The organism is Flavobacterium sp. 90, from assembly GCF_004339525.1.
Taxonomy (GTDB): domain Bacteria; phylum Bacteroidota; class Bacteroidia; order Flavobacteriales; family Flavobacteriaceae; genus Flavobacterium.
This window is the reverse complement of sequence record NZ_SMGE01000001.1, coordinates 6107006-6126827: the sequence shown is the minus strand read 5'-3', so window position 1 is coordinate 6126827 and position 19822 is coordinate 6107006. Positions and strand designations below refer to the sequence as shown.

The following is a 19822-nucleotide window of genomic DNA, read 5'->3' as shown; positions in this document are numbered from 1 at the left end:
ATTTTTTAGAAAAATCCTTTTAATCCTTTTAATCTGTGGCAAAAGAAAAATATTTTACACAAACATAAAACAATTAATTCGTGCCAATTTGTGTAATTCGTGGCAAGAAAAACAAACTTAATACTTGATATAAAAAATAAAAGTGAATGAATATGAATAAAAAAAGACTCTTAATTATTGATGATGATTCTAGAAATATATTTGCTTTAGAAAACACTTTACGTGCAAAATCATTCGATTGTTTGTCTTGTTTAAGTGCCGAAGAAGCTTTGAAATTATTAGAATCTGATGAAATCATAGACGGTGTTTTAATTGATATGATGATGCCTGATATGGATGGTTATGACGCTATTCCGTTAATAAAAAAGATTCCGTCAAGAGAATCTACTTTTATTGTTGCAGTAACCGCGCAGGCAATGGTTGGTGATAAAGAAAAATGTCTGGAAGCGGGAGCAGACGAATATATTTCGAAACCGGTTGATGTAGATAAATTATTGCTTATTTTGGGTAAAATTTGAAGGGATTATGATTGAGGATATCGAGTTAGAAACGCTTATTAATGACGTTTACGAATATTATGGTTTTGACTTTGGAAACTATTCCAGAGCTTCATTAAAAAGGCGTGTTACCAGAGTAATTCAGTTAGATGGCTTTAAGCATTTTCATGAATTTCTTTCAAAAGTTCGGTCAGATCCTGAATATTATAAAAGAATGGTAGACGAAATCACGGTTAATGTGACCGAGATGTTTCGCGATCCTGCTTTTTATGCTGTTGTTCGCAATGAAATTTTACCTTTATTAGGTACAAAACCTTTTATAAGATTATGGCATGCAGGCTGTTCTACAGGTGAAGAAGTTTATTCGATGGCAATTATGCTCAAAGAAGCCGGTTTACTTCACAAATCCATAATTTATGCAACTGATATAAATGCAACTGTATTAGAAACGGCCAAAAAAGGTATTTTTCCTTTAAGAATGATGAAAGAATACTCAGAGAACTATCGTGCTGCGGGCGGACAAGAAGATTTTTCGAGTTACTATATTGCTAATTATGGTATTGCCAAGTTTAATGAAGAACTTGCCGAAAAGATGGTTTTCTCTCAGCATAATTTAGTTTCAGATAATTCATTCAATGAGTTTGATATGATTTTATGCCGTAATGTTTTAATTTATTTTGATAATGAGCTCCAAAAAAGAGTCATTAATTTATTCGATGAAAGTTTGGCTGTTTTAGGATTTTTGGCTCTTGGAACCAAGGAAACTATAAAATATTCTATTGCTCCTGGTAAATACAAACAGCTCGATAAAGATAAAATATGGAGGAAAGTAAAATAATATCAGGCTGTAAAGTTGTAATTATAGGTGGATCTGCAGGAAGTTTAAGCGCTTTAATGCAAATTCTACCGGAATTGCCCCAATTAAATGATTTTGCGATTGTAATTGTAGTTCATAGAAAAAGTACTGATGATCAGACGCTCGAAGATCTTATCGCTTTAAAAGCAAAAGTTGCCGTGAAACCCGTTGAAGATAAAGTGCCGTTTGTAACCAGATTTATTTATGTTGCACCGTCAAATTATCATTTACTGTTCGAAAAAAATGAAACACTTTCTTTGGACACTTCAGAAAAAGTAAACTATAGTCGGCCAAGTATTGATGTCTCGTTTGAATCAGCGGCAGAAGTTTATGGAAAAGCTTTAGTCGGGATTTTATTATCAGGTTCAAATACAGATGGAACTGCTGGTTTAAAAAGAATAAAAGCTTCGGGAGGAACTATTGTAGTTCAGAACCCACTTTCTGCCGAAATGCCTTTTATGCCCAATAATGCAATTGAAAAGACTACTCCTGACTTTATTTTAAATAATGAAGAATTATTGGAATTCATCCTTTCAATCAATACTTAGAAAGTAAATTGATTAAGCATAATTGTTTTAAGACATAGAAATATAGCTTTTCTTTACTTAAAAAGGTATTTCACTTTTATATAAATACATCCCGACGCTTCGGGCAATGTAATTAAGTTAAGCTTCTTTAGAAAATAAAATTAATCGCGCAAAGGCGCTAAGACGCAAAGTTTAAACACAATATTGTCATTTCGACGGAGGAGAAATTACACTAGTAATTCTACAAAAATTGGCGAAAATAGTTAGGGAGCTCCTAGTGTGATTTTAAACTCAACTGAGTAAAAATTACTTTTTAGGTTGAGGAGCTTCATCTGATGGCAGAACTATTTTGTTGAGTTCAGCTTCTTTTTCAGCTCTTTTTTGCGCTGCTTTTCCTTTACCAATTGGGATTCCCGCTGTTACATACAAAGATCTGTTGTAAACATTTGGACCGTCACCTTTCATTACAGGAACCAAACCGTAGTAATATTGAACCGTAAAATTCAAACCGTTCCCAACATTCATATGATAACCCGCGCCTAGAGCCACTCCGGCATCTATGACACGAATCTGATCTCTGATATTTTTTTTATAAACAACATCATCTTTATCATATTCTTGCTTGAATTCATCAAAAGCTTTGGCCAATAAACCAAATTGAGGTCCGGTTTTAAAGTAAATTCCGTTTTTGAATTGATATTTAATCAATATTGGTACATTAAAATAACGTATTTCACGATTGACACTTCCGTTGGCAAAGGTATTATCAAGAGTTGCATCGTTTAACGAATATACAGGTAAACCATGCGCGCCCATCGGTGATTTTACAATAACTCCGGTGTTAATCATCCATGCGGGATTTTTATGAGAACGAATATCAAAATAAAAACCAAGATTAAATCCCGGTTCTGTTCCGGAAGTATCGAGATTAGAAATCGTAGAGAAGTTTACACCACCTTCTAAACCAAATTCTAAAAATGGTGAATTCAGTTTATCTCCAAAAATCAAGGAAATTAAAACTTGCGAATGAGCAGGAGCAAAGCAAAGCAGTGCAAGAAGCAATAATAAACCTTTTTTCATATAATTGGTTTAAAGTCCAAAACGATATTGAAGTCCGCCTAACACTTGCGTACGACTGCCTAAGAATCCAACTTCGGCACGAAACATAACGTGTTTGTTGTATTGAAATTGAGTCCCTATTAGAAAGTTCCACATGTCTTTTGGTGATTTCTGAAGTGAATATTGTACAGATGAATTATCTGCTGTACTCAAAGCTCCGTCTAAACTTGTTAAAAAAGTTCCGGCTCTTTCCAGTGCGCGGTTTGCGGTATTATGTTTCGCAACATTTATAGGATTTGCTTGTTGTGCAGGAGTTAAACCATCCCACCAGTTATTAACTTTTGTCTGATTTTCGGATACTTTTGCCAATCCATCATCAACTTTTGCTTGTGCATTATTCAAATCAAAAATATCAGACATTGCGATATTTCCGTTTGTATCTCCTGAAATATGAACTCTGAAACCACCAACCCAAAGCGCTATATTTTGATCTTCTTTATGAAATTTAAACGTTTTACCCAATCGAGGCCCAAAAATATAAGAGAAAGCCGGTTTATCTAAAGAGCTTATATCAGTCCACGACATATTCATATCGAGTGCAAACCATCCGCCGCCAATACCTATTGTAGGCGTCAGACCAAGACCAAAAGTGGTTGCATTGAAATTTGCCTTAGTGCTAAAACTTGCTACTTGTGACCAATTATTAGCATCATCGGGAACCCAGATTCCTGCATTGATTTTAGTTGCCGTATTTGCTTTTCCAAAAATTCCGTACACATTCAAAAAAGGAAGCAGCCAGATATCAGGTCTTATCGTTAAAGCTCCGGCTTCGACAGAAGATTTATCAAAACGAACAATTTCGTCTAAGTTATACATTGGACCATTATTAAAACCTACTTCTAAATCTTTGATATTAATTTGAGAATCCTGCCAAAAATAGTTTACAGAAAGTCCTGCAGAATAAGGTAATTTATATCCTTTTTGAGCTACTTTTTCTCCCCAAATCGGTAAAGCATAAGGGTAGTTTTCGATTTTAAGACTGTCTTTTAGGAGTTGGTTTTTTTGTCCAACGATTTTATCGGTGTAAACCTGTCCAAAAATCTGTATGCTAAAGAGTAATAATAAGGCTAATATTAGTGTATTACATTTCATCGTTTTTGTAGTATTATAAAATTAATTAATATAGGACTGCGTAAAATAAATATGTACTAATGTATTCTTATGTGAAAAGTCTTCTTATCTTTTGTATTTCAATATATTGGATTAAAAATGGAGCGGTATTTTGTTTTTGTATAAATGTTAATTATTGTTAAAGTTAAATAAATTTTCTTACCATTTACAATATTTTTTAAGAAAGTGCGCATTTGAAACGAAAATATTTCAATTGGATTTGTAAGGCATTTGTTGTTCTAACAGAATAGCATTTTTCATTTTTTGGATTTTTGAATAGAAATAAATAGTATTTTTGTGCTGTGAAATGGATAACAATAATATTGTCGGTTTATTTATTAGCACTTTCAAATATGCCTTGTGCAGATATGGAAGTAAATAGTGCCGCCCATAAAACAGCCCAATTTTCATCAGAAGCAAATCATTCGCACGATAAAGACAATGATTTATGTTCTCCGTTTTGCGCCTGTAATTGTTGTGGAGCACAGGTTTTAACTTATCAAACCGCTTCAGTTTTTGATTTTCAGGTAGTAACAGCAATCATTTCAATACAATTACCAAGTTATAATTCTGTTTTTGCTTCCAATTTCTACGGAAGTATCTGGCAACCGCCTCAAATAGCATAATGAAGCCCAACCCTGTAAAATGGGATTTGGGTTAGAGAGTTGTGGATTTTCCACAGTATTTAAATAGGCAAAACTTTGCCTCATTTCTCATATCATTATACCATTAAAATGTTAGATAAAATCATACAGTTTAGTATAAAGAACAAGTTTGTTATACTATTATTTACCCTCGTTTTAATAGCTTGGGGAAGCTATTCGCTCAAACAATTGCCACTTGATGCCTTGCCGGATATTACCAATAATCAAGTGCAGATCATCACGACAGCACCAACATTGGCAAGTCAGGAAGTCGAGCAATTAATCACATATCCGCTGGAACAAGCTGTAAAAACAGTTCCGGATATTATAGAACTTCGCAGTATTTCCCGTTTTGGATTATCAGTTGTAACCGTTGTTTTTGAAGATGACGTAGATATTTATTGGGCACGAGAGCAAATATTTCAGCGTCTTAAACAAGCCGAAGAAAATATTCCCGCCTATGCTGGTTCACCGGAATTAGCACCAATTTCTACCGGATTAGGTGAAATTTATCAATATGATGTTTATGCCAAAAAAGGCTATGAAAACAAATATGACGCAGTAAAATTAAGAACCATTCAGGATTGGATTATTATTCCGCAATTGCAGGGAATCAAAGGTGTTGCTGATGTAAGTGCCTGGGGCGGAAAACTTAAACAATATGAAATCGCCGTAAACCCAAATACACTAAACAGTCTGGGCGTTACGATTACCGAAATTTTTGAAGCTTTAGAAAAAAACAATCAAAATACGGGAGGCGCTTATATCGAAAAAGATCAATACGCCTATTTTATTCGTGGCGTTGGAATGGCAAAAGGCACAAAAGATTTAGGAAATGTCGTGGTCAAAAACCGAAATGGTTCGCCCGTTTTAGTCCGTGATGTTGCTGAGGTTCGTGAAGGTGTTGCTTTGCGTTACGGCGCTTCTACAAAAGATGGTAAAGGCGAAATTGTTTCGGGAATGGTTTTAATGCTCAAAGGCGAAAACTCCAGCGCTGTAGTCAACAGAATCCACGAAAGAATGATTCAGATTAATAAAAGTTTACCCGAAGGCGTTGTTGCCGAAGCTTTTATTGACCGAGGAAAATTGGTTGATAACGCGATAGGAACCGTTACAAAAAACTTATTAGAAGGAGCATTAATCGTGATTTTTGTCCTTATTATATTTCTGGGGAATCTTCGCGCAGGTTTAATCGTTGCTTCTGTAATTCCGTTAGCGATGTTGTTTGCTATTATTTTGATGAATGCCTTTGGCGTAAGCGGAAATTTAATGAGTTTGGGAGCGATCGATTTTGGAATAATTGTCGATGGCGCCGTAATTATTGTTGAAGCTACAATGCATCATCTGCAACAACTCAAGCGCAAAAAAGAATTATCGCAAAGCGAAATGGATCTTGAAGTTTATAACTCCGCTTCAAAAATTAGAAATAGCGCCGCTTTTGGAGAAATCATTATTCTGATTGTTTATTTACCAATTCTAGCTTTAATAGGAACCGAAGGAAAAATGTTCAGACCTATGGCAATGACCGTTGGTTTTGCCGTCGCGGGAGCTTTTGTTCTTTCGTTGACTTATGTGCCTGTGATGAGCGCTTTGTTTTTATCTAAAAAAACAGAACACAAAGAAAATTTCAGTGATAGAATGATGGCTTGGTTAGAATCGATTTATACGCCATTTCTCAAAAAAGCGCTGCAATTTAAGAAGATTGTTTTAGGAATTTCTTTAGGTTTATTTGCGCTTGGAGTCTTTGTTTTTAATACGATGGGAGGAGAATTTATTCCAACGATCGAAGAAGGCGATTTGGCTATAAATGCCACAATTATGACCGGAAGTTCGCTTACGCAGATGGTTGAAACTGCCACTAAATACGAACAAATTCTAAAAGCTAAATTCCCGGAGATCAAAACCATTGTAACCAAAATTGGAAGCGGTGAAATCCCTACAGATCCAATGCCAATCGAAAGTGGCGATTTGATTATTGTTTTGAAAGACAAAAAAGAATGGAAAGGAAAATATCATAATTGGGAAGATTTAGCCAATGCGATGAAAGAAGAAATGGAAGTAATTCCAGGCGCTAATATTGAGATTTCGCAGCCTATTCAGATGCGTTTTAATGAATTAATGACCGGAAGCCGAAGCGATATTGCGATTAAAATTTTTGGTGACGATCTTGAAATTCTTGACACGAAAGCCAACGAGTTAATTTCGAAAATAAAAAATATCAAAGGAATTGGTGACTTAAAAGCTGATAAAGTAACTGGTTTACCTCAAATTACGATTAAATACGATTACAATAAAATCGCTTTATACGGACTGAATATTTCAGATATTAATCGAATAATTCGTTCGTCGTTTGCAGGAGAAAGTGCCGGAAAAATCTATGACGAAAGCAAACGATTTGATGTTGTGGTTCGAATGAATGAGAACAATCGTGCCGAAATTACAGATGTAAGCAATTTGTTTATTCCGTTGCCAAACGGACAACAAGTACCGCTTTCGCAAGTTGCGACTGTAGATTATGAGCAAGGTCCGGTGCAAGTAGTTCGTGAAGATGGAAAACGTAGAATTACCGTTGGACTAAACGTTCGCGGACGAGATATTAAAAGCGTTGTTGAGGAAATTCAGCAAAAGCTAGACAAAAACTTTAAACTTCCCGCAGGTTATTATGTGACTTATGGCGGTCAGTTTGAGAATTTGATCGAAGCTACAAAACGTCTTTCGATCGCATTGCCAATCGCTTTAGGATTAATATTGGTTTTGCTTTATTTCACCTTTAAAAGTTTCAAACAAGCAGGATTAATTTTTACTGCAATTCCGTTATCAGCAATTGGTGGAGTTTTTGCGCTTTGGCTACGCGGAATGCCTTTTAGTATTTCGGCAGGAATTGGTTTTATAGCTTTATTCGGAATCGCAGTTTTAAACGGAATTGTATTGATTTCGTATTTCAATCAATTAAAAACCGAAGGAATTCTAGATCCGTTGCAAAGAGTTTTAATCGGAACCAAAACCAGATTGCGCCCCGTTTTGATGACTGCAGCAGTAGCTTCGTTAGGATTTTTGCCAATGGCATTATCTACAAGCGGCGGAGCAGAAGTTCAGAAACCTTTGGCAACCGTGGTAATTGGAGGTTTAGTTTCAGCGACATTATTGACACTAATTGTCTTACCGATTTTGTACTTACTGTTGGAACGTGGAATTAACCGCAAAGGACGCGAAGATTTACGCGAAGAACGCAATGAAGATTAAAAAGAGACAAGATGAAAGACACAAGATATAATTTAAACACAAACGCCTTTGCGAACTTTGCGAATCTTCCTTTGCGAACTTTGCGGTTAATTGGACTTTTATTGGTTAGCACAATTTCGCAAGCACAAGAAAAAATAAGTCTTGAAAAAGCAATCGAACTTGCCAAATCAAATAACATCGAATTAAAAATTGCTGATAAAGAAATAGAAAGACAAACGGTTCTAAAAAAGACAGCATTTCAGCCCGAACCGCTTCAGGTGCAATACCAAGGCGGACAATTCAATAGCGCCGATTTCGATCATAATGTTTCAATTCAGCAGTTTTTTCCGGTTGGGAATATCACAAAAGCTAATCGACAACTACAAGAAGAATTGATAAAACTGGCGGAAAAACGAAAAGCTTTATCTTCTTACGAAATAGAAAAAGCAGTTACATTGGCTTATTATCAATATTTGTACGGACTTTCGATTCAGAAATTAAACTCGGAATTAAATGACATTTACACCAAATTTCTAAAGAATGCCGAACTTAGATTTCAAACCGGAGAAAGCGGAAATATTGAAGTTATTAGTGCTAAAGCGAAAGTAAAAGAGATTGAAACGCAAAAAGCACAATTAGAATATGATTTGGCGATTTACCAAAAGCAATTACAATTTTTCATTGAAACAGATGAAAATGTTATTCCTGATGAGAAAACACCTTTGCAATATTCGGTTATCAAAGAAGCAGGAAATTTGAATCCCGAAGGTTTAATGACAGATTATTATCAGCAGCAAATTTCGGTATATCAAAAAGAAGCAAATACATATAAAGCAATGCGAACACCTAAAGTTGGTTTGGGATATTTTGCTCAGACGATTAATACCGAATCTTTGTTTCAGGGCTTTACGGCAGGATTGCAAATTCCGTTGTTTGGAGGTGTAAATACTGCAAAGGCACAAGCTTCGGCAATTAGTATTTCGCAATCACAATTGGCTTTAGATAAAAATAAACTAACGCTGAATTTGCAAAAGCAAGAATTGGAAAATAATTTCAAAAAGCAGCAAAAAGCATTAGATTATTATGAGAAAGAAGGTTTGCAATATGCAGATCAGATTATCAATACAGCACAAAAAAGTTATGCAAATGGCGATATGAGTTATTGGTCGTATATCAGTTTTTTAAATCAGGCAATTGATATTAAAAAGCAATATACAGAAGCCACTCATAATTATAATCAAAGCGCTATTGAAGTACAATTCCCAACCATCAAAAACAATTAAAAATGAAAAATATAGTTAAAAACTTAACCGCAAAGGACGCAATCCCGATGGCTATCGGGACGCAAAGTTTAATTTCCTTGCGTGCATTGCGCTTTTTTGCCTTTGCGTGCCTTGCGGTTATATCCTTCGCATCCTGCAATGAAAAGAAAACCGAAGAAGCTCCGGAAGAAGAAAAATCGCAAACAGAAGTTGCATTAAACGAATCTCAATATAAAACCGTTGGGATTGAAACTGGAATTGTAGAAGACCGAAACCTGAACAAGATCATAAAAGCAAATGGTTATACAACAGTTCCGCCGCAAAATTCTGCCGAAGTTTCTACTTTAATAGGAGGAACAGTAAAAGATATTTTTGTTTTGGAAGGCACTTTTGTAAACAAAGGCAAAGTTCTGGCGACAATTCAGAATCTTGAAGTAATCGAAATGCAGGAAGATTATCATTCGGCTACAGCCAATATCGAATATTTGCAATTAGAGTACAATCGTCAGAAGACATTGAGTGATGAGAATGTGAATCCGAGAAAAGTTTTTCAGGAAGTAAAATCAAAATTGGCTGCAGAAAGAGCGAGAGCGCAAGCAGCAAAGAATAAATTAGACGCTTTGAATGTGAGTACAAAAGGCAGTACTTCGTTAGTGCCAATAGTAGCGCCAATCAGCGGTTATGTTGGGAATATAAAAATTGCAAAAGGAGCGTTCGCACAAAGCGGAGTAACATTGTTTGAAGTGGTTGATAATACTCAGATGCATCTTGATTTGAATGTTTATGAGAAAGATTTAGGTTCGATTTCGGTAGGGCAAGTAATTGATTTTGTATTGACAAATCAGTCTAATAAATCTATTAAAGGAAAGATATTCGGAATCAATAAATCATTTTCTAACGAAAGTAAAACCGTTGCTGTTCACGCCAAAATTGATCCGGCTGATGCCAAAGGATTAATCCCGGGAATGTACGTTTCGGCAAACATCAACATTACAAATACGACGGTTCCGGCTTTACCAAAAGATGCCGTTGTGCGAAATGCAGATAAGTATTTTGTTTTTGTTCAGGAAGAAGACCATGCTGATAAACACGAGGAAAAGGCAACCGAAAAAGGAACACCACACGAAAAAGAAATCCACTTTAAAGCAATTGAAGTGGTTCCGGGTACAACAGATCTTGGTTTTACTGAAGTTAAGTTTGTAGATAAAATTGCGTCTGATGCTAAAATTGTGACCAAAGGAGCGTTTTATTTGCTATCGGCATTAAAGGGCGGAGGAGAGCATGAGCATTGATTTTTTTTAAAGGTGCTAAGTTACTGAGATATTGAGGTGCTGAGGTTTTTTTAGCTGGTGTAGAATTACTCGCAAAGTCGCGAAGTCGCAAAGTTTTCGGGTATTATGTTTTTAAGTTTTAATATCGAAAATCAGAAGAAACTTAAAAAACTCTGCGACTTCGCGTCTTTGCGAGATTAAAATAACCCAACTGATAAACATTTGCGACAAAATCCGTAAATTTAGAATCTATTTCGACAAAGTTTGAACTTTAAACTTTAAACAAATAAAACTTGAAACTCATTTTATGGAACACACACATACAGAAGAAAAAATAATAAAAAAGAAACCAAAACAATCTACCTGCTGTTGTTCACATGACGAACCTGTTCACTCTGAAAATGATGGACATGATCATGGAGACGGACACGACCACGAACATAACGCTGATGGAAGTTTATTTAAGATGTTTTTACCCGCGATAATCTCATTTGTTTTATTACTTATTGGGATTGGTTTAGACAATTATTTTCCGCAAGACTGGTTTTCGGGTTATGTTAGAATTGCATGGTATGTAATTGCGTATTTGCCGGTTGGACTTCCTGTTTTGAGAGAAGCTTATGAAAGCATTATGAAAGGTGATGTTTTTTCAGAATTTTTCCTGATGTGCATTGCTACAATTGGTGCTTTTGCAATTGGACAATATCCTGAAGGAGTTGCTGTAATGTTATTTTATACCATTGGAGAAAACTTTCAGGGATTGGCGGTAAGCCGTGCAAAATCAAATATCAAAAGTTTATTAGATCAACGTCCTGACGAGGTTAGTATTTTAGAAAATAATGTTGCTACAAAAGTCAAAGCAGCTGATGCAAAAATAGGATCGATTATTCAGCTTAAAGCGGGCGAGAAATTAGGACTAGATGGCGAATTGTTATCAGATACAGCTTCGTTTAATACGGCGGCACTTACCGGAGAAAGTAAACCTGATACCAAGGTTAAAGGTGAAACTGTTCTTGCCGGAATGATTAACGGAAACACAATCGCTCTTGTAAAAGTAACAACGGCATATAATGATAGTAAGCTTTCTAAAATCTTAGAAATGGTACAAAATGCCACGACTAAAAAAGCACCAGCCGAACTTTTTATTAGAAAATTTGCCAAGATTTATACACCAATTGTCGTTTATTTGGCAATTGCCATTTGTGTATTACCATGGCTTTTTGTTGACAATTATGTTTTTAGTGATTGGTTGTACAGAGCTTTAGTTTTCTTGGTAATTTCATGTCCTTGTGCTTTGGTTATTAGTATTCCGTTGGGTTATTTTGGCGGAATTGGCGCTGCAAGTAAAAATGGAATCCTATTTAAAGGCAGTAATTTTTTGGATAGTATTTCAACGATTCAGAATGTTGTGATGGACAAAACCGGAACAATGACCGAAGGTGTTTTTAAAGTTCAGGAAGTTATTATTGCTGATAATTTCGATAAAGAAGAAATCTTAAAATTCGTCAATGTCTTAGAAAGTCAAAGTACACATCCCGTTGCAACGGCGATTCATAATCATGTAGGGAAAATAGATGCTTCTATAGAATTAAAAAATGTTGAAGAAATTTCGGGACATGGATTAAAAGCAGAAATTAACGGAAAAGAACTGCACGTTGGGAATTTTAAATTAATGGATAAATTCAATATTAAATATGATATTGATCCAAATTCAGTAGTTTACACGACGATTGCAATTGCTTACGACAAGAAATTTGCCGGATATTTGACCATTGCAGACGAAATAAAAGCGGATGCTCAGGAAGCTGTAAACAAACTTAAGGCTTTGGGTGTAAAAGTAACAATGTTAAGCGGAGATAAAACGAATGTTGTGCAATTTGTTGCCGATAAATTAGGGATTTCAAATGCTTTTGGAGATTTACTTCCGGAAGGGAAAGTCGATAAACTAAACGAAATAAAAGCGAAAAATGAAACCGTAGCTTTTGTCGGCGATGGTGTAAATGATGCGCCTGTTATCGCTTTAAGTACCGTTGGAATTGCGATGGGAGGATTAGGAAGTGACGCCACAATCGAAACTGCCGATATTGTAATTCAGGACGATAGACCAAGTAAAATTCCAATGGCGATTAATATTGGGAAACAGACTAAAAAAATCGTTTGGCAAAATATTACTTTAGCTTTTGTTGTAAAAGCTTTTGTACTGATTCTTGGCGCCGGTGGATTAGCCACAATGTGGGAAGCCGTTTTTGCCGATGTTGGCGTTGCATTATTGGCGATATTAAATGCCGTCAGAATTCAGAAAATGAAATTTTAATTTTAATATAAATAAGCCGTTTCAGAGTAAAATTTGAAACGGTTTTTTTTATTCTTAATAGTTCAAAAAATAGCTTTAATTCTCGTCAGGAATTACAATAGAGGTATAAGGACAGTAAACTTCCCATCCAAGAGATTCATATAATAATTTGCCTTCTTCGGTTGCAACCAAAAAATTATTGCGTATACCATTTGCTAAAGCAATCTTCTCGAGTTCTTTTATTAGTATAGAAGCAAGCCCCAATCTTTTATGTTGAGGTTCGGTCGAAATTCGATCATAAACTGCTAAATCATCGACAAGAATAATGCGTCCTGTCGAAGCTAATTCGCCTTCTAGAGTAACAATTCGAACCAAATAAGTACTATTATAGTGCTCAAATTCTAATTTATAATTATCGTTTAAACTGTGATTTGGAATATTCATTGGTTGAAAACAAGTCATCATATAACCTTGTGGCTGAATATTCCATTTTTGAGAGATTCTGTTTTTTAATGTATCAGCAGAAGCGCAAACTTTTAGAAAAATCCCAGGCTGATTTATAGATTCTGATAATTCTAAAAAATCAATATTTAGTTCGGTAAAAACATAACGTCTTTTTTGATCTTCATAACCAACTTCTACCATAAGTCCTGATTTGTATTTTACAGGCAATGGTAATTCTCTTGATAATGACCATGCTTTAAGCCATTTTTCTAAAACATTAAAAGGAATGTTCTTTTGATTCATAATATTAAAAGCAGAATTGTAAATGTAAAAATTACTTTTTGAGTTCATTACAAGTTATTCAATAATTTTAGATTCAAGTAGATGTAAAGATGGTTTCATTTTAGAATATGCAACGTATGATTACTTAAATTAAAGGATTGTTTTTAATCGATGTACTAGCTTTGTTTTATACCTCAAAAGTAAAATTATGAAGAAAATACTTTTCCTGTGCATAGTATTATTTTTAAATTGTTCGCTGGCGTGGACACAAACAAAAAGTGCTGACAGTAGCGGAACATCCAAGAAAAAAAACAAGAATATTGATTTTAATGTAATGCCTTATCTTAACTACAATCGTACTCTTGATTTTATGTTTGGAGCAATCCCGATGATGATGTTCAAGCTAGACAAAACAGATACTATTTCTCCTAAATCTTTATCTGGAATTTCGGCTGTATATGCGACCAATAAATCCTATTTTATTGCCTCATTCAATAAATGGTATTTTAAAGAAGATCGCTGGCGTGCACAATTGTTTCTGGCAAACGGAAATAAAAATGCGCAGTATTTTGTGGATGATATTGATACGCCGGATTTCTATAATTACGGAACCAAAACCACGATAATAAACTTCAGTCTACAACGTAAAATAATAAAAGCATTTTATGCAGGATTTGGTTACGCCTATGCACATTATGACACCAAATACGAAGACGATGTTCAGCCAACTTCTGTAACACATACAAATGGATTGCAGTTGCTAATGCTTTATGATACCCGCGATGCCGTTTATTATCCTACCAAAGGAGATAAAATAAAATTGCGATGGCTTACTTATCCGGAATGGTTTGGAAATGATGTCAGTGCCAATAAAATTCTCTCAGAGTTTAATAAATATTTTCCAATGCGAAATGGAGTTGATGTTCTTGCAGCTCGTTTTTCGGGTAAGTTTGGGTTAGGAAATATTGCGTTCGAACAACAAGTAACGATTGGTAATGAAGATATCAGAGGTTATTCTGAAGGGAAATATCGCGGCGACGGACTTATCGATTTACAAGCAGAATATCGCTATAATTTTGCTAAAAAAATTGGAGTTGTAGGGTTTGCGGGTGTGGCTACAATTTATGGTTCAGATACAGAAAGTTTCAACTGGAAATTATATCCCGGAGCCGGAGCCGGTATTCGTTACAGAGCATTCAAAACCGAAAAATTTAATGTTGGACTTGATGCCGCCGTTGGAAAAGGAGATTGGGGACTTTATTTTAGAATTGGCGAAGCTTTTTAGAAAATAAATTAATCTCGCAAAGGCGCTAAGACGCAAAGTTTAAACACAATGTTCTCATTTCGACGGAGGAGAAATTTCCGCAAGTAACTCCGCAACGAGAATCCAAACTTTGTCGAGCTTCTCGCAGAGATTTCTCCTCCGTCGAAATGACAAAATCTTTGCGATTTTGTGTCTTTGCTAGGGATTTATTCACCATATCTAGGTATTTAATTTTTTATGCGCCAAGTAAAACAAGAAGATGAATTATATGCTGTCAAAAAGTTATAAATTCTTTAAATGTGCAGATATTTGAATTTCTCCATTTCCAAAAGACCAATTTTCAAGACCATTATTTTCCATTAAAACAATAATAACATTGTTAATCAGGATTTCTGTTGAGGTCGAAATTTTGGTTGCAATTTGATGGTATAATTTCGTCTTTTGTTCACGTGTTCTGCCTTGTCCGGCTGTTATTTGAACATAAACAATAGCATCAGAATGTGAAACACCAAGATAACTTTCAGGATATTTTATCTGATGAGGTTCTAATTCTTCAATTACATGAAAATAATCATCTTTCGGAATATGAAATTCTTCTATTAAAGCATGATGAATCGATTCTGAAATATTGTTTTTAGTTTCCAGCGAAAGTTTCTTAAGAAGGCTGATTCGGACAAATGGCATTTTTATTCTTATTTAAATTACAATTATAAAGATAAATGTTTTTTCTAACTTTTTTATTCGAAAGATAAATGGATAGAATCGTTATTGTTTTCAATCCTGATTTCTGTTTTATTACTTTTAGAAGGCGTTTGAGTAGGATACCAATTTCGATTTGGCTTGACGATTATTAGTAATCCTTCGTCATCACCAATGGCTGCAAAAGCTTCACTATTAAAGTTTTTAGCAAAAAAAGAAAGATTATAATCTTCTATTAATTGTGTTCCTAATTCTATTGGATCTTCGTTTGCAAGACCAATTTCGCTAATATTCAATATCGACTTAGAACTGAATTGTTTTATCTGTGAATTATCGAGATCATGTCTGGCAATAAACTCTAATAAATTACCATTGTTATCGTAAAAATAAACCGCATTTGCATTCCAGGTTTCAAAATTCGCGATGATACGTTTATCTTCAATTATTACTAAATCTATTTTGTCGTTGCACCATGCAATTGCTTCCTCAAGTTTATTCTCAGGAATATTAAAAGCAAAATGATACATCGAATTAAAATCAGGATTTTCTACAAATTTTAAGATCGAATTTCCTGCTTTAATGGTAACGGATTTTGATGTTTTTTCTATAATTGGGAGTTCCAGAATGTCGTTGTAAAATTTGGCAGTTTGCTGAATATTGTTGGTTAGAATTTGGATATGCTGTAGTTTCATAATAGTAGGCTTTTATAGAGAAGCAAAACTTCTTTTCGTTTCAAACAAATTTAAAAAAGGATTATAGTATTCTCAATAGTGAACGATTTTATACTTCAATGAAAGAATAAGAAATTATTATGAGAAGAAGTATCGTGTTAAAAATTAGCTTTTAAAATATTATTAATAATAACACGAATAAGTATTTTTTAGTATGTTTGAAAGAAAAAACGGATGAACGAATATCTAAATAGTTCTTATAAAAAAATAAAAGAGAATATAACGATGATCGCAATTGTGCCAACAGTATTAGGCGGAATATGGCAATTGTGGATGTTAGGTTCTATTTCATCCTATATGATTCGTTTTTTCTCGATTTCACAATTGATTTCTGATGGTTTGTTTGTTTTATTTTTTTTAGTTTTCCCAATTTCAATCATTCTTCAAACTATTAAAAACAGGAAGAAAGTTGATACTTTACCAACTGAAACGCCTAATCAACTTGTAGGTGTTCTTATAAAAGTTGTTGTAATTATATTTATTGCATTGATTATTACGCTTTTAATTATTGGATGGATAATTAGTGATATTCAAGACATCATACAATTAAAAGAGCTTAACTCATTATGGAAGTTTTTGTTCCTTTTAAGCTTTTTGACTGGTTTGGCTTATGTCTGTTTTGGAGAATTTATCCACAGAAAACTAACTTTTGGTCTATATGTATCGATTGTATTAATATTGAATATGACAATTACATTTATCTGTTTTTCTAAAGTTTCAAAAGATTTTTCAGGCATAGAAAATATTCAGGTTTTACTTCATGATATTGAGAAAAAAGATTGTTATTCTAAAGCTCCTGAGATCTTATATTTTAATGATAAATACATTTTTATTGCTTTGGAGAAGAAAAATAAACAAAGTATTTTGATAAAAAAGTTTGATGCTTTGTTTGAAGAATAAAAGTTATCCAAAATAAAAAAGTTGTAATAACTGTCACAAAAACAAAAAAGTAGCGTCTATTCTTGAAAACCATTTACTATGACAAAACTATTTATTTCGCTTACTTCATTATTATCGTTTATGATTTTATCGGCACAGGAAAAACCAAAGACAATAAAGGAATCAAGTACACAAATTGATAACTATTTAACTGAGGTTACAACCAAGTATAATATGCCCGGAATCGCCGTTGCGGTAATAAAAAACGGAAAAGTTATTCATAGAAATAATTACGGAAAAGCAAATATTGAGTTTGATGTACCAGTTTCGGATAAATCTATTTTCAGAATTTATTCTTTGACAAAAACGATTATTGTTATAGGAGTTTTTCAATTGATTGAACAAAATAAACTGGCATTAGAAGATCCTATTTCAAAATACCTTCCTGATTTGCCGGCAACATGGAATTCAGTTCAAGTCAAACATTTGGTTACACATTCTTCGGGACTTCCGGATATTGTAAATTATGAACAATTGCCGGAAAATGAAGCCAAAGCAAAAGTATTTGCCGATGCGATTCAATTCGAAAAAGGCGAAAAATATGAGTACAATCAAACGAATTTTTGGTTGCTTCAAAAGATTATCGAAACCATTAGCAAACAAAATATTGAAACATTTATAATCGAAAACCAGTTTGGAAATCAGGCTGAAAATAAAGATGTTTTTTTCTCTACAGATTCCAGAGATATTTTTGCAAACAGAGTTACACCTTACAATAATTTTTCGGGAGGTAAAATGCAAATCGGACTTTCTAATAACGGAAGTTACTTAAATAGCTGTAACGGAATCAATATTACGATGGATGAATTTATAAAATGGGATAGTAAATTCAATGAAAATAAACTCATTAATGAGAAAACTAAAAACACAATGTGGACTTTATTTCCGTTTACAAAAACCGATTATAAATTTACTTTAGGCTGGGATGAACGCATTATAAACGGACATACATCTTATGGTTTTTCTGGAGGTAGAAGAGTTGCTTACAGAAATTTTCCAAACGATAATTTGAGTATTATATTTATGGCAAACGGAATTGGAAGTGATGCAAATGTCGAAGATATCATCAATCAGATTGCTCATTTTGTTGATAACGATATCATAGATTATGGCTTTGCAGCGTATGAAACTTTAATGAAAAGTGCGCAGGAAAACGTTTCGGGTTTAAAAAATACTTTTGCTTCTTTGAAAAAAGATCCAAAATACGCGAATGTCAATTTAGAGGAACATCTTAATAGAATTGGATACATACTTTTATATCACGATCAAAAAGTGCCTGAAGCAGTTTCGGTTTTTAGCCTAAATGCCAAAGAATATCCTAAATCCAGTAATGTTTATGATAGTTTAGCAGAAGCTTATGAAGTAAATAAGGATATAAAAAATGCTTTGTTGAGTTATACAAAAGCAGCAGAATTAAGCACAGATACAGATTATCGCGCAAGAGTTAATAAGAAAATAGCAGAGCTAAAACAAGCTTTAAAATAAAGGGAAAATTCATATTTAGAGTCGAGTTCTAAAAGAAAAAGCCTATTTCCAAGAGATGTGGAAATAGGCTTTTTAATTGTAATTCAACAGCAATTAAGAAATTTGTAATGCACTGCAATATTCCTTAATCATTAGTCTGACGCGTCTGAATTCGTTTAAAATTTCTTCCTCAGTTCCAGTCGCTTTTGCAGGATCAGGAAAGTTTTGATGTAGTTTTTTAGCTTTTGTTGGCAAAAACGGACATCGTTCTTTGGCATTGTCACAAACGGTAATTACGATATCAAAATCAATATTTTCATATTCATCAACATGATTCGACGTGTGATTTGAAATATCAATTCCGTCTTCTTTCATCGTTGCAATCGCCCTGGGATTTACGCCATGTGTTTCAACTCCGGCGCTGTAAACTTCGGCTTTATCATCAAAAAAATGCCTTAAATAGGCTTCAGCAATTTGACTTCTGCAACTATTTCCGGTGCAAAGTACGAGAATCTTCTTTTTCATAATTTTAAACGAATAACCAAATGATATTGATAATGCAAAACTTTGGGTCAAAGCCAAAAATAAGCTGCAATACAATAACAGATGTAGTGATGATAATTGGTTTTTTGTATTTAATTAATAGGTTGAACATATTCAAATCAAAATTTTAAAGTTTTTTTGTGCCTTATAGGTACAACATATTGGTAAAAAAATAAATCGAAAATATATCTAGCGTGCTGTAGGTACGTTTTGTTGCGTACCTACGGCACGCTGTTATCTTTTTAATCTAAAATTCTACCAACATATAGTGCCTAAAGGCACATTTCAATTGTTGATTTGAATATGTTCGAATCAAGGTTTTTTAAAGTTTTTTTGTGCCGTTAGGTACTATATATTGGTAGAAAACATCAATTGAAATGAATTTAGCGTGCCGTAGGTACGCAATGGTTACCGTTTTGTTGCGTACCTACGGCACGCTGTTACCTTTTTTATCTAAAATTCTACCAACATATAGTGCCTAAAGGCACATTTTAATTGTTGATTTGAATATGTGCGAATCAAGGGTTTTAAAGTTCTTTTGTGCCGTTAGGCACTATATATCGGTAGAAAACATCAATTGAAATGAATTTAGCGTGCCGTAGGTACGCAATGTTCACCGTTTTGTTGCGTACCTACGGCACGCTGTTACGTTTTA

General features: G+C 34.1%; 17 protein-coding genes. 11 read left to right on the top strand and 6 right to left on the bottom strand.

All coding sequences use genetic code 11. From position 1 onward, the window contains the following. Window positions 1–152: 152 nt before the first annotated feature. The 3 genes from C8C83_RS24895 to C8C83_RS24885 are packed head-to-tail and all read left to right on the top strand — an operon-like array spanning window position 153 to window position 1901. Window positions 153–518 carry a response regulator gene (locus C8C83_RS24895; RefSeq protein WP_121331470.1) on the top strand — a complete coding sequence of 122 codons (366 nt, stop codon included), beginning with the start codon at window positions 153–155 and terminating at the stop codon, window positions 516–518. Between the two features lie 7 nt (window positions 519–525). Further along, window positions 526–1335: a protein-glutamate O-methyltransferase CheR gene (locus C8C83_RS24890; protein ID WP_121331219.1), complete on the top strand. Its 810-nt coding sequence runs from the start codon at window positions 526–528 to the stop codon at window positions 1333–1335. Further along, window positions 1317–1901: a chemotaxis protein CheB gene (locus C8C83_RS24885; RefSeq protein WP_121331218.1), complete on the top strand. Its 585-nt coding sequence runs from the start codon at window positions 1317–1319 to the stop codon at window positions 1899–1901. Before C8C83_RS24890 ends, C8C83_RS24885 begins: the two co-directional genes overlap by 19 nt. Before the next feature lie 285 nt (window positions 1902–2186). On the opposite strand, the gene C8C83_RS24880 is transcribed toward C8C83_RS24885, so the two are convergent. Further along, window positions 2187–2960 (bottom strand): porin family protein, encoded by a 774-nt coding sequence (locus C8C83_RS24880; RefSeq protein WP_121331217.1) that lies wholly within the window; start codon window positions 2958–2960, stop codon window positions 2187–2189. 9 nt (window positions 2961–2969) lie between these two features. Next, window positions 2970–4091 (bottom strand): hypothetical protein, encoded by a 1122-nt coding sequence (locus tag C8C83_RS24875; protein WP_121331216.1) that lies wholly within the window; start codon window positions 4089–4091, stop codon window positions 2970–2972. Between the two features lie 320 nt (window positions 4092–4411). Here C8C83_RS24875 and C8C83_RS24870 point away from each other — a divergent pair, with 320 nt between their 5' ends. The 5 genes from C8C83_RS24870 (at window position 4412) to C8C83_RS24850 (ending at window position 12822) form a co-directional block, all read left to right on the top strand. Beyond that, window positions 4412–4735, top strand: coding sequence for a DUF6660 family protein (locus C8C83_RS24870; RefSeq protein ID WP_233566212.1), 324 nt, complete (start codon window positions 4412–4414; stop codon window positions 4733–4735). A 108-nt stretch (window positions 4736–4843) separates the two neighbouring features. After that, window positions 4844–7996: a CusA/CzcA family heavy metal efflux RND transporter gene (locus tag C8C83_RS24865; RefSeq protein ID WP_121331215.1), complete on the top strand. Its 3153-nt coding sequence runs from the start codon at window positions 4844–4846 to the stop codon at window positions 7994–7996. 11 nt (window positions 7997–8007) lie between these two features. Further along, a complete protein-coding gene (locus tag C8C83_RS24860; protein ID WP_121331214.1) occupies window positions 8008–9258 on the top strand; it encodes a TolC family protein in 1251 nt (416 codons plus the stop codon). A 2-nt stretch (window positions 9259–9260) separates the two neighbouring features. After that, entirely contained in the window at window positions 9261–10529 is a 1269-nt protein-coding gene (locus C8C83_RS24855) for an efflux RND transporter periplasmic adaptor subunit (protein WP_121331213.1), read from the top strand. A 286-nt stretch (window positions 10530–10815) separates the two neighbouring features. Beyond that, on the top strand, window positions 10816–12822 hold the full coding sequence (locus tag C8C83_RS24850; RefSeq protein WP_121331212.1) for a heavy metal translocating P-type ATPase: 2007 nt from the start codon (window positions 10816–10818) through the stop codon (window positions 12820–12822). A 75-nt stretch (window positions 12823–12897) separates the two neighbouring features. Here the strand turns inward: C8C83_RS24850 and C8C83_RS24845 are convergent, their stop codons facing one another. Then, window positions 12898–13548, bottom strand: coding sequence for a GNAT family N-acetyltransferase (locus C8C83_RS24845; protein ID WP_121331467.1), 651 nt, complete (start codon window positions 13546–13548; stop codon window positions 12898–12900). 187 nt (window positions 13549–13735) lie between these two features. Between C8C83_RS24845 and C8C83_RS24840 the strand changes: the two genes are divergently transcribed. Beyond that, window positions 13736–14812 (top strand): BamA/TamA family outer membrane protein, encoded by a 1077-nt coding sequence (locus C8C83_RS24840; protein ID WP_121331211.1) that lies wholly within the window; start codon window positions 13736–13738, stop codon window positions 14810–14812. A gap of 261 nt (window positions 14813–15073) precedes the next feature. Here C8C83_RS24840 and C8C83_RS24835 read toward each other — a convergent pair whose 3' ends face one another. Then, window positions 15074–15475 carry a tautomerase family protein gene (locus C8C83_RS24835; protein WP_121331210.1) on the bottom strand — a complete coding sequence of 134 codons (402 nt, stop codon included), beginning with the start codon at window positions 15473–15475 and terminating at the stop codon, window positions 15074–15076. 53 nt (window positions 15476–15528) lie between these two features. Continuing rightward, window positions 15529–16182, bottom strand: a complete 654-nt coding sequence (locus C8C83_RS24830) for a VOC family protein (RefSeq protein WP_121331209.1) — start codon at window positions 16180–16182, stop codon at window positions 15529–15531. 213 nt (window positions 16183–16395) lie between these two features. Between C8C83_RS24830 and C8C83_RS24825 the strand changes: the two genes are divergently transcribed. Together C8C83_RS24825 and C8C83_RS24820 are read left to right on the top strand one after the other, a co-directional pair. Further along, window positions 16396–17121, top strand: coding sequence for a hypothetical protein (locus C8C83_RS24825; RefSeq protein WP_121331208.1), 726 nt, complete (start codon window positions 16396–16398; stop codon window positions 17119–17121). Window positions 17122–17199: 78 nt separating this feature from the next. Further along, complete coding sequence (locus C8C83_RS24820; RefSeq protein WP_121331207.1) at window positions 17200–18645, top strand: serine hydrolase domain-containing protein; 1446 nt, start codon at window positions 17200–17202, stop codon at window positions 18643–18645. A gap of 93 nt (window positions 18646–18738) precedes the next feature. On the opposite strand, the gene C8C83_RS24815 is transcribed toward C8C83_RS24820, so the two are convergent. Next, complete coding sequence (locus C8C83_RS24815; RefSeq protein WP_121331206.1) at window positions 18739–19149, bottom strand: arsenate reductase ArsC; 411 nt, start codon at window positions 19147–19149, stop codon at window positions 18739–18741. Between the last annotated feature and the right edge of the window lie 673 nt (window positions 19150–19822).